This is a genomic window from Pontibacter sp. HSC-36F09, from assembly GCF_024171605.1.
Classification (GTDB): Bacteria; Bacteroidota; Bacteroidia; order Cytophagales; family Hymenobacteraceae; genus Pontibacter.
This window is the reverse complement of the sequence record NZ_JALKAA010000003.1, coordinates 396,383-408,051: the sequence shown is the minus strand read 5'-3', so window position 1 is coordinate 408,051 and position 11,669 is coordinate 396,383. Positions and strand designations below refer to the sequence as shown.

The 11,669-nt window shown below is 53.2% G+C and carries 7 protein-coding genes; 4 read left to right on the top strand and 3 right to left on the bottom strand.

The window, feature by feature from the left end; all coding sequences use genetic code 11:
• The first annotated feature begins 102 nt into the window (after positions 1 to 102).
• The 4 genes from L1278_RS11665 to L1278_RS11650 all read left to right on the top strand — a co-directional run bounded on the left by L1278_RS11665 (position 103) and on the right by L1278_RS11650 (position 4,094).
• The gene (locus tag L1278_RS11665) at positions 103 to 1,053 is read left to right on the top strand and encodes a GNAT family N-acetyltransferase (RefSeq protein ID WP_253404346.1); all 951 of its coding nucleotides are present in this window, start codon (positions 103 to 105) and stop codon (positions 1,051 to 1,053) included.
• A gap of 43 nt (positions 1,054 to 1,096) precedes the next feature.
• Positions 1,097 to 2,239, top strand: a complete 1,143-nt coding sequence (locus L1278_RS11660) for an alpha/beta hydrolase-fold protein (protein ID WP_253404344.1) — start codon at positions 1,097 to 1,099, stop codon at positions 2,237 to 2,239.
• A gap of 278 nt (positions 2,240 to 2,517) precedes the next feature.
• Positions 2,518 to 3,438 (top strand): lytic transglycosylase domain-containing protein, encoded by a 921-nt coding sequence (locus L1278_RS11655; protein ID WP_253404335.1) that lies wholly within the window; start codon positions 2,518 to 2,520, stop codon positions 3,436 to 3,438.
• Positions 3,439 to 3,575: 137 nt separating this feature from the next.
• Entirely contained in the window at positions 3,576 to 4,094 is a 519-nt protein-coding gene (locus tag L1278_RS11650; protein WP_253404332.1) for a GreA/GreB family elongation factor, read from the top strand.
• Between the two features lie 385 nt (positions 4,095 to 4,479).
• Here L1278_RS11650 and L1278_RS11645 read toward each other — a convergent pair whose 3' ends face one another.
• From L1278_RS11645 to L1278_RS11635, 3 genes are all read right to left on the bottom strand, one after another.
• Entirely contained in the window at positions 4,480 to 6,249 is a 1,770-nt protein-coding gene (locus L1278_RS11645; protein ID WP_253404330.1) for an efflux RND transporter periplasmic adaptor subunit, read from the bottom strand.
• Positions 6,250 to 6,384: 135 nt separating this feature from the next.
• Positions 6,385 to 7,815, bottom strand: a complete 1,431-nt coding sequence (locus L1278_RS11640) for a TolC family protein (protein WP_253404328.1) — start codon at positions 7,813 to 7,815, stop codon at positions 6,385 to 6,387.
• Positions 7,812 to 11,573, bottom strand: coding sequence for an efflux RND transporter permease subunit (locus L1278_RS11635; RefSeq protein ID WP_253404326.1), 3,762 nt, complete (start codon positions 11,571 to 11,573; stop codon positions 7,812 to 7,814). The genes L1278_RS11640 and L1278_RS11635 overlap by 4 nt, the downstream gene beginning before the upstream one ends.
• Positions 11,574 to 11,669: the final 96 nt, after the last annotated feature.

The following is an 11,669-nucleotide window of genomic DNA, read 5'->3' as shown; positions in this document are numbered from 1 at the left end:
TAGAATCAATCGTATTCTAAAGGACAATTAAATCCTCTAGAATTACCACCAGCCCTACCCGCATAAGTTCACTAAGCGCTTAGGAGACAGCTATTTCATACCATGATGGCCAATAGAAAAAAGGGTTTCAAAATAGTGCCCTATCGTCCTGAGCATGAGCAGGCCCTCCTGGAAATCGAGCGCCTTTCACCGCAGGGCTTTATGGTGAAGCTCGAAACCGTGCGTTCGGAGTTTTTGAGCCGGGCTGCTCTGTTTGAAGACTATACAGCCTTTGTCGCGGTCGGGCCGGATGCCAAGGTGCTGGCAGGTGTCACCGCTGCGCAGGCTCCTATGCGCATCAACGGCGAACTGCACCAGGCTGGCTTCGGTTTCGACGTAGTGGTCGATCCGACTGTTCGGAACAGGGGAATTGGGCGTGAACTAGCTACTTGTCTGCGTAAACGTTTTTTTGAACCAAAGGGGCTAACACGACAGTTCACCAGCTTGCGGGCAGGCAACCTCACCATGCTGAACCTGATCTCCAAATCCTATCGCAGTACCTTCCTGTACGAATTTCTATACCTGACCTTTCCGACAGCACGCACCTTACGGGTCGAAAATGCGGCCATTGGGGAGCCTATTTTCAGTGTTTCGCTCCTCTCGGATAGTGATAAACTGAGCAACTACTGCGAAGTGACAGACGGTGGACTCGGCTTGTGGAACACGCACCAGGTATACCAGTTCAAAGTGAAGTCCGTGAACCCGGTGTTGAGTGGCGGGCTTTGGCTCGGAAACCGGTTTATACGAACAAATAAGTATGTGCCCTTGATCGGTTCGATGCTGAAAACGACAACCATCTACAATCTGACCCAAGAAAACATCCATACCTTGCCGGAGGTGTCGCTGCAACTCTACAAGCAGGGCATCAATTACATGCAGATTTGCTGTCAGCCCAGCGATGCGGTATACCATGCCCTGCAGAAAAGCGCCCTCAACGCTTTCAGCCACTACATTGTGGGCACAAAGGAACTCAATCCAGACGAGCCCCTTACGCTCGACGTCCGCTGTCTGTGACATTTCCCCTATCTTTATGGCAGAACCAACTGAGGCAAAACCTATGAGATACTTTCTGTTGACTTTGTTGGCTATGCTCTGCCTGTGCCAGACTGTCTGGGGCCAGCAACAGCCCGATAGCATCCGTGTGACCTTCCGGATACACGCTGCCACACTCCTGGATTCACAGCGTGTATACCTGAGCGGCAGCACGCCTGAGCTCGGTAACTGGCAGCCGGACAAAGTGGCGCTGGAATATGTGGGCGGGCAGGTATGGGAAAAGATACTATACCTGAAGGAACCATCGGTTGCCTACAAATTCACGCTGGGTTCATGGGAAACTGAGGCTACTGACGCGAATGGCGAACCCCTGCCGAACTTCAGTCTGCAGCTTGAAGGCGACACCCTCGTGCAGCACGAATTAAGGTATTGGCTGAAGAAGGAAGAGCGAAAAGTTACAGGTGGCATTACGGGTACAGTGCGTTATCATCGCAACCTCACCGCCGACAGTCTCAAACCACGCGATCTGATCGTATGGTTGCCTCCGGGCTACGAGAAAGGCAGCAAGCGCTATCCGGTACTCTACTTGCATGACGGCCAGAATGTGTTCGATCCTGCCACCAGCTCTTTCGGTGTGGATTGGCGCATCGACGAAATAGCCGACAGCATGATACGAAGCAAGCGAATGGAGCCGGTCATCATTGTAGGTATAAACAACACTCCGGACCGCATGGAGGAGTATGTGCCGGGCACCAAAGGAAGCGCTTACATGGATTTTGTGGTGAACACGGTTAAGCCGCTCCTCGACCAAAGTTACCGCACCAAACCAAGCGCAAAACACACCTTAACCGGCGGCTCTTCGGCTGGGGGTATCATAGCCTTTATGCTGGCTTGGGAATATCCGCAGGTTTTCAGTAAGGCTATCTGCATGTCGCCTGCTTTTAAGATTATGCACATCAATTATGTGAAAGACGTGCAGGCTTATACTGGTAAAAAGAGGAAGCTGAAATTTTACATTGACAACGGCGGTGTGGACCTTGAGGCACGCCTGCAGCCAGGTATAGATGAGATGCTCACAGCCCTGCAGGAAAAAGGTTATCGCGAAGGCAAGGACTATGTTTGGATACTGGACACAAATGCCCAGCACAACGAAGCAGCCTGGTCTAAGCGTATGCCGAGGGCGCTTACCTTTATGCTTGGTAAGTAAGGGGATATCTGTAAAAAGAAGCTCGCCACACAAATATTGCAAAACAGATATATTTATAATCCCGCAACACCCATCGGCTGATGCCCTACAGCCAAGCTTTATATGCCCTACGTGTTCTTCAAAGGTCACTTCGGGGTAAAATTAATTTCTGAAAGGCGTTTTTTAGACCTAAAAACCGCTGCAGCAGGTGGCATCCTATTGCATTTTTCCTTACCTTGAAACACAATTCGCCCACGGTTTTCAGGTTATAACAGATAGGTATAAGAAAGGAGCACGCTATGAAACAACAATTTATTAAGTATGGATGGGTGCTGGTCGCCCCCCTGTTGGTTTTACAATTCACCGGCGAGAACAGCCTGAAGCTGAACGCCACGCCTAACGAGCGCAGCGACCGTGCTTTTGAAACGAACAGGCAAATTTTCACGTCTCCTGCCCTGCCCGATGCCATTACCTTTGCGGGCGAACCCGTGCCCCTGCACGTGCCGGATGTAGCCGAGCGCCTCGACCGCGAATTGCTGGCCAATTCCTATCTGCATACCAGCACCCTGCTGGCCCTCAAGCGGATGCAGCGCTACGTACCTGAAATAAAACAACTGCTAAAGGAAAATGATATACCCGAAGACTTCGTATACCTTGCCCTTGCCGAGAGCTTGCTAAGCCACGTGACATCACCGGCGGGCGCCTCTGGTTTCTGGCAGCTGATGCCCGACACGGCCCGTGGCTATGGCATGATAGTGAACGGTGAAATAGATGAGCGCTATCACATTCAGAAGTCCACGCTGGCAGCCTGCCGCTACCTTAAAACCGCCAAAGCCAAGTTTGGAAACTGGACCAACGCCGCCGCCTCTTATAACCGCGGCATGGCAGGTATAGATCGCGCCATGAAACAGCAGGGCGTGACAGACTACTACGACCTATACCTGAACGACGAGACTTCCCGCTACATGTTCCGTATTCTGGCCTTGAAAGAGATCTTGGGAAATCCTCAGAAATACGGTTTCGACCTGGCAGTAGAGCATGGCTACAAGCCGCTGCCGAGCAAGCCACTTACTGTTTCAAATTCCATCAACGACCTGCCCGCCTTTGCTCTGGAGCAGGGTATCAACTACAAAACGCTGCGCCTCTATAACCCCTGGATCAGGGGCTATAAGCTGACGGTGCCGGAAGGAAAGGAGTATGTACTGCAACTGCCTATGTAAGTTTACTGATAGAAATAAATTGGTCCTTTTGAATAAATTTCAGCATCTCCGGGAAGTTTAACGACAGTTACTATACCTTCTAAACAAGAAAAGGGAGCGACGGAAACATCTGTCGCTCCCTTGCTGTATAACGGGGCATGAGCCGTGCATTTGTAAAAGAAGACGACACGGGCGAAGCGCCCATCATCCCGCCACGGGCTGCCCTTCCAGCGGGGGTGCCCAACTACGTTCGTCCGCAGGGGTTGGAGAAGCTCCGGGCCGAGTTGGAAGAACTGGAAGCCGAGCGCAGCCAGGCGGAAGCCAACCGCGAAAACGAGGCCGACCGGACCCGCCAACTCACCATCCTCAACGGTAAACTCAACGCCCTGAACGGTAGAATCGCCAGTGCCAGAATCATCGATCCGCAGGAACAATCCACTGACGAGGTCCGATTTGGCGCCACGGTCAAGCTGCGCACCATCAACGGTGGCAAGCCCGGCACAATCCGAAAATTTACGATTGTAGGGGTAGACGAAGCCGATGTGATGCAGGGTCTGATTGGCTTTGTAGCCCCTATCGCGCAAGCTGTAACCGGCGCAAAAGTCGGGCAGAGACTGCAGCTCAAGCTAGGCCGGGTGGAAGAGGAAGTGGAGGTAGTAGAAATCAGGTATAGTTGAGAATAAGAATAATAAAAAAATGTCACTTCGAACCTTAGTGAAAAACCTGAATGGGAAGTTCTATACCTCTCCAGATTTCTCACTGTGTTCGAAATGACATAATTACATCTAAGCTAATGCTCAAAGCTGTCTTAATGCTGATTCGGATTTATCAATCCGAATCTAATAGAGGGCCCCTACCCCCAACTTTTTCGGGTCTCCAGACCCGCGCGAAACGGAGTTGAATGATAAACGCTCTTTCGGACATCCTTGTCCACTTATACCTGCAAATGAAACCCACATACGGGGAAGGCAGTGTCGGGCTAATCTGCCTTCGGACTTAACTGACCGAAAAAACGTTAAAGCAATTCAGATTTCTCGTTTCACTCGAAATGACAAAGAAGAATCAATGCTGATGCCCCTGAACCGGCTTAGCTGCTTCTGCTGCATCACTTCCCGCACTCTGCCCTCTCCTGTACGTTTCCTCAGTTTCACCACAAGTCAGCATGGCCTCTCCGAAGTAAGGGTTGCGGATGTCCTTGATCTCACTCAACCAGAAAGCGCCTTTGTCGCCTAGTGCCATCGGGCACGATTGAATGTAGGCTACTTCGTGCTGCATACCGAATATTTTCACGGCCTCAATCACATGATCAGAAAGCGGCGAGAAGGCGGCCCGCTGCTTCTCAACGTCGCTGCTTTTCTGGATAGACTCGGTATTAGATTTCAGGCTTGGTAACAGTGCCATCCATTGATCGTGGAGTTTGCCGTCGAGTTTGGTCATATCCACTTCGCCCAGTTTCATCGCAAAGGTTCCCGCCGCCTGACGAGCCGCCGGTATATCCGATGCAACCAGCGCATTCTTTAAGGTATAGTACTGGTCAACGAGCTGGGTCAGCTGTTTCTGAAAAGCCTCTGGTGCCTTTGGTCCACCTGCTGGCGGTGGCGACATCATGCTGTAGTTGCCACGCAGTTGGGCCGCGCCGTCAACGGCAAATACGCCATTGGTCACCACTTCCTCTCCTGCCTGCAAACCAGACTCCACCACATACCTCTCGCCCATGCGTGGCCCTAGTACCACTTCGCGCATCTCAAAGGCCGGCATCTCCTGCCCTGTCACTTTCACATACACCACCGAACGCTTGCCAGTCCACAGCACGGCACTACTCGGCACCGACAGCGACTGTTCTTTGGCACCTGTTGAAGTCTTGATGCGCGCATCAGCAAACATACCCGGCTTCAGCTGGTTGCCCGGATTCTGCACCTCCGCCCGCACCTCAATGGCGCGTGTAGTAGCATCCAAAACCGGCGTGATGAAGGCTACCTTAGCCGTAAATTCTTTGCCCGGTATACCTGGCACCGTGAAAGTGATGTTGCCGCCCTGCTTTATCCAGGACAGATCAGCCTCGTAGGCATCGAGCACCACCCATACCGAAGACAAATTCGCTACTTCAAAAAGCGCCGAGCCTGTGCTCACGTAATCCCCGGTATTTACCAGGCGCTCCGTTACCACGCCAGCGGCATCTGAGTAGATATCGAAATTGGTGATGATGTCCGAAGCATTTTCAATGCGTTTGATCTGGGCATCAGTCAGCTTCCAGAGTTTGAGTTTGGCACGGGCCGCCTGGTATAGTTCCGGCATCAGATCTTTGGCGCGCACAGCCTCCTGCAGTTCTCGTTGGGCTGTGATCAACTCCGGAGAATAAAGCGAAGCCAGTCGCTCGCCTCGGCGCACTTCCTGCCCTGTGAAGTTCACATAAAGGCGCTCGATGCGACCCGGAAATTTGGCCGTGATAGAAGAAACCTGCTGTTCGTTCAAAGTTACTTTTCCTGAAAGTGTTAGCTCGTTTTCCGGATTCACCATCTCCAGTTTGGTGGTTTGGATGTTCGAAAGCGCGATCGCCTCCGGCGTCATCTCCAGGACATAGCGACTCGTCTTGCCGCCACTTGCTCCGTTGCTCACCGGTATCAGGTCCATGCCGCAGAGCGGGCACTTCCCAGGGCCGTCCTGCCTGATTTGCGGGTGCATGGAACAGGTATACTCGGTTGCTCCGGCTACTTTACCGGCATGTTCATGCCCCTGTTCCGAACCTCTTCCGCCAAATAGCAGCCAACCCAGCAGCAATCCGCCCAGGGCCACCAATAGATAGGTTCCGATTCTTTTATTTCTAGTTGTCATGTTTTAATTGCTAATGACTGTTGTTCTTCTAAAATATTGCTCGCTTCTAAGCTTGTGTGGTAGAGCCGAGACATAATCTCTCTTCTGACTAGTTCCTTTCAGGATGATTGAAGTGAACGGGTATACCTGCCTCTCTCAATTATCCCCCTGCATCATCCGGTTTATACCTGACACAGCGATGTGCTGGTCCGTGATGGCCTGTACCTGCTGTTGCCGGTAACTGAGCAGGGACTGGCGCTGGCGTATGATGTCGTCTATACCTGTGCCTGAAACGGAGTAGTTGGTCGTGAGCAGGCGGATGGTTTGTTCTGTCAGCGTGATCTGGTCTTTCAGCAGGTTGATGCGGCTCACGGCACTTTGGTACTGGTAGAGCAGATTCTCCAGCTCTGTAAAAAGCTCCCGCTCTGTTGCTTCCCTTTGATAAATTGCCGCCTGCTGTGAGAACTCCGCTTCCTTTTTGGCCGCATTGTATTTTTTACGGTAAATTGGCAGGGACACGCTCACCATCGGCATGATCATGTTTTCACCGCCCATCTGCATACCATCATCCGGGCGAGGTTGGAAAATCATGTAGTTCAGCCCCAACCCGAACATCGGCCGCCCCATCAGCTGCGCCATGCGCAATTGTGACTCCCGTGCCTTTTCATCCCACTCGTACATTTTGAGCATCGGGTGGTTCGAGCGTATAGAGTCTTCGATAAGGGACAAGGTAGCCGGCAGCGCCACAGGCAGCAGCGTATCGGCTGATAAAACGGTCATACTCGGTCGACGGCGCAGCAGCTGGTTAAACTGTACCTGCAACGGACGGCGGGCTTCGTGGTGAATGAGCATCTGGTTCTCTAGTTCCTTCAACTGCAGGCGAATCAGCATCACATCGACCATGGAAGAGCCTCCAGAGCTGCCCATACTCGACATGCTGCTACCTCCTGAGGGCATGCTACCAGAACCGCTTGCTGCACTGCCACCGGAGCCACCCATACCTTCCATACCTGAGCTACCACCACTGGAAGCACCAGCTGAACTGCTAGAACTTCCAGTTGTGCTGCGAGCTGGCGTGGCAGCGCCCGAAGTGCCGCCCGCCGGGGCCGATGTATACTTAGCCAGCGCCAGTCGTTCCAGTGCCTTCATAATCGCCACTTCCCGCTCCATCAGGACGGCTTCCTGGTCGTTGAGGTATAGCTGGTACCAAACAGTGCGCACGTCGTGGTACAGGTTTATTTTCGCCTCGATAAAAGAAGAAAATTTCATCTGTGCCATGTAGTTTGCCTCCTCCCTAGCCGCCTTATTAGAACCGAACCAAGGGAACATCTGCATCACGGACACACCGCCTACCTCGTTGCCCATGTAGCGCTCCATTGGCTGCAAAAAAATATTAAAAGTCGCTTCCGGGTCCGGTAGCGCCCCCACCTGCGGGGCTCGCTGCAGGGCCGCCTGGTACTCGGCGTAGCGGGCTTTCAGAGTAGGGCTGTTTTCGCCTGCTTCAACCAGGTACTCTTCCAGCGTCTGCGCCTGTGCCAGGGGTATTGCCCCCAGTAACAGTATTATATAGGCCAGTAACTTTTTCATACGGTTTCTTTTTTGATTTTGAGTTCTTCTCGCCAGCTGTACAGCACCGGCACGATCAGCAGCGTAATCAGGGCCACGAACATCCCCCCGAAGGAAGGGATCGCCATCGGAATCATGATGTCAGAGCCACGTCCGGAAGAGGTGAGCACCGGTAGTAGCGCCAGTAAGGTGGTGGCGGTGGTCATCAGGCAAGGAAGCACGCGGCGCTTTCCTGCCTCTAACACTGCCGCCCGCACTTCGTCCCGTGTTTGTGGGCTGTTACGCTCGAAGCTTTGTTTCAAGTACGTTCCCATCACTACACCATCGTCGGTGGCGATACCGAACAGCGCAATAAAGCCCACCCACACGGCCACACTCAGGTTAAAAGTACGCATCTGGAAGAGTTCCCGCATGTTGGTCTCGCCGAACGAGAAGTTCATGAACCAGTCCTGCCCGTAGAGCCACAGCATCAAAAAACCTCCGGCAAAAGCCATGGCAATAGCTGAGAAAACAAACAACGTGGTGCTCACTGATCGGAACTGGAAGTACAGAATCAGGAAGATGATCATCAAGCTGATTGGCACAATGAAAGCCAGCCGCTCCTCAGCCCGTATCTGATTTTCGTAGTTGCCCGAGAATTTGTAACTCACTCCTGCCGGCACCACCAGTTCGCCGGAAGTGATCTTCTGTTGCAGGTAGCGTTGCGCATCTTCCACCACCGCTCCTTCAGCAAATCCCTCCTGCTTGTCGAGCAGCACGTAGCCGGTCAGGAAGGAATCTTCAGAACGAATCATCATCGGCCCCGGACGGAACTCGACTTTAGCAATGGAGATCAGCGGAATCTGCCCTCCTTGCGGTGTGGCAATCATGATGCGGTTCACCGATTCAGGATCGTTGCGGTACTCGCGGGCGTAGCGTGCCCGGATGGAATAGCGCTCCCGCCCTTCCACCGTGGTTGTCAGCGCCATGCCGCCCATCGCCACTTCGATGTACTCCTGTACATCGGCCACGTTCAGTCCGTAGCGGCCTAGGGCGCGGCGGTCCAGGTCTATTTCCATGTAGGGCTTACCCAACGAGCGATCGGCAAAAACAGCCTCCGGTTTCACGGACGGCACCTCCTTGAGTAGCCGCTCCAGCTGCATACTGAAGTCCTCTATGGTCTTCAGGTCGGGTCCGTATACCTTTACGCCCATGGGCGCGCGCATACCGGTCTGCAACATCACCAGTCGGGTTTCGATCGGCTGCAGCTTCGGGGCGGAAGTCACGCCTGGCAATTCGGCAACGGCTACAATCTCGCTCCAGATATCTTCCGGCGTACGGATGTGGTCGCGCCACTGACGGAAATACTCGCCGCGCTCGTCTTCAATGAGTTTGCCATTTTCGTCACGCACAAAAATGCCTTCGTCGTCTACTTTAAAGCGAAGCTTATACCCATTGGCATCGGTGATGTATTCTGATTTATACTGTATGACGTTCTCGTACATCGACATCGGCGCAGGGTCGAGCGCGGTTTCGGCTCGGCCGGCCTTGCCCACCACCATCTCCACTTCAGGTATAGCCGAAATCAGCATGTCGAGTTGTTGCAGGTAGCGCTTGTTTGCCTCCACGCCGGTGTGCGGCATAGAGGTCGGCATCAGCAAGAAAGCCCCTTCGTCGAGGGAGGGCATAAACTCCTTGCCCATCCCCGGGAAGGTATGTACCATATTGCTCCACGGGGCGGTAGTGCGCACGTTTACTCCTACTTTATCGAAGCCATTCGCCACCCAGCCGAACACACCATTAAAACCCATCCAGATGTTCAGACCAAGCAGCATGATGAAAGCCGGAATCAGCAGGAAAGTACCTTTGTTGGCCAGACACCAGCCCAGCACGCGCGGGTATACCTTGATAAAGAACAGGAACAAGCCCAGCGACAAGCCAATAATTAAGAGAATGAAAAGGAAATTGACGAAGTAGCTTACCGAAACCCCCAGTGGCACCCACTCGGTGGCCAGCAGCCACGAAACGGCCAGCGCCATGATACCCACCATCACCTGGCTGTGGTATTTTCCGAAACGCTCCGGCTGGTAGATGTTGAGCAGGTTATTTGTTGCTACCAGAATGAGCGTTACACCAGCCAGCGGCAGAATGAACAAACCCGCTATACCTATACCTACCAGGGCCCAGTTCAGGATCTTACTCCAGGCGACGTTGCGCGACTTCAGACCGAAAACCACATGCGCAAAGGCAGGCATAAACACAAGCGTGAAGACAAGCGAGGCAACAAGCGCGAAGGTTTTGGTATAGGCCAGCGGACCAAACAGCTTGCCCTCCGCCGCCTCCAGCGTGAACACCGGCAGAAAAGAGACCACGGTGGTGGAAACGGCCGTTACGATAGCGGTGGCTACTTCTGTTGTGGCATCATAAACTGTTTTGAGTAGCGACTGACCCGGCGGCGCTTCCTTCATGTGCCGCAGGATATTCTCGTTGAGAATGATGCCCAGATCGACCATGGTCCCGATGGCGATGGCTATACCTGACAGGGCCACAATGTTGGCGTCCACATCAAAGTATTTCATCATAATGAAGGTCATCAGAACCGCCAGCGGCAGAAGCGCCGAAATCAGCAGGGAGGCCCGCAGGTTGTAAACCATCACAATGATCACGATAATGGTGATCAGGATCTGCAGAATAATGGCAGAGTTGAGTGTGCCGAGCGTTTCGTTGATCAGCTGTGTGCGGTCGTAGAAAGGCACTACGGTTACTTTGGAGGTTCGCCCATCGGACAGCTTCTTGGAAGGTAGACCCGCCGCGATTTCGTCCAGCTTCTCCTTCACGTTGTTGATAACGGCCAGCGGATTGTCGCCATACCGGGCGATGACCACACCACCCACTGCCTCAGCACCCCCCTTGTCGAGCACGCCCAGCATAGAGCGGTCAGCAGGACCTATGTTCACCCGACCAATATCGCGGATGCGGATCGGCACGTTGTTGGCCACCCGTACGGTCGCATCTTCAATGTCACTGATTTCCTTTACATAGCCCAGTCCGCGCACCAGGTACTCGATCTGGTTGATCTCCACCGTGCTGGCCCCTACTTCCTGGTTACTGTTTTTGAGGGCGTTCATCACCTCCATCATGGAGACATTATTGGCCTTCATCGCCACCGGGTCGAGGTCCACTTGGTATTCTTTGATATAGCCGCCTACGGAGGCCACTTCCGCTACGCCCTGCGATCCGGATAGTGCATACTTCACATAAAAATCCTGGATGCTGCGTAGTTCGTGCAGGTCCCAGCCCCCGGCCGGATTGCCATCCTCGTCGCGCCCCTCCAGGGTATACCAGTATACCTGCCCGAGTGCTGTGGCATCAGGTCCCAGCTTGGGTGTTATATCTGCAGGCAGCAGGTCGGCGGGTAAGGAGTTAAGTTTTTCGAGGATGCGCGAGCGGCTCCAGTAGTACTCTACCTCATCGTCAAAAATGACATAGATACTCGAGAAGCCGAACATGGACGTAGAGCGGATAGTCTTCACGCCGGGCATACCTAGCAGAGAGGTCGTCAAAGGATAGGTAATCTGGTCCTCCACGTCCTGCGGGGAGCGGCCCATCCACTCAGTGAAAATGATCTGCTGGTTTTCGCCTATGTCCGGTATGGCGTCTACCGGAACCGGGTCGCGGGGCAGGAAGCTCACGTTCCAGTTAAAGGGCGCCACGATAATGCCCCAGCCCACAATAAGGAGCAGCAGCAGGACGGTCACCAGCTTCTGTTCCAGAAAGAATTTTATAATGCTGCTTAACATGCTTTGTTCGATTGAATGCAAAAAGAAATGGTGATTTTCCTAAGGAAAAGCCAATAGCTATACCTGACCAGAAAGGCCGGGCATCATCGAAAAAGC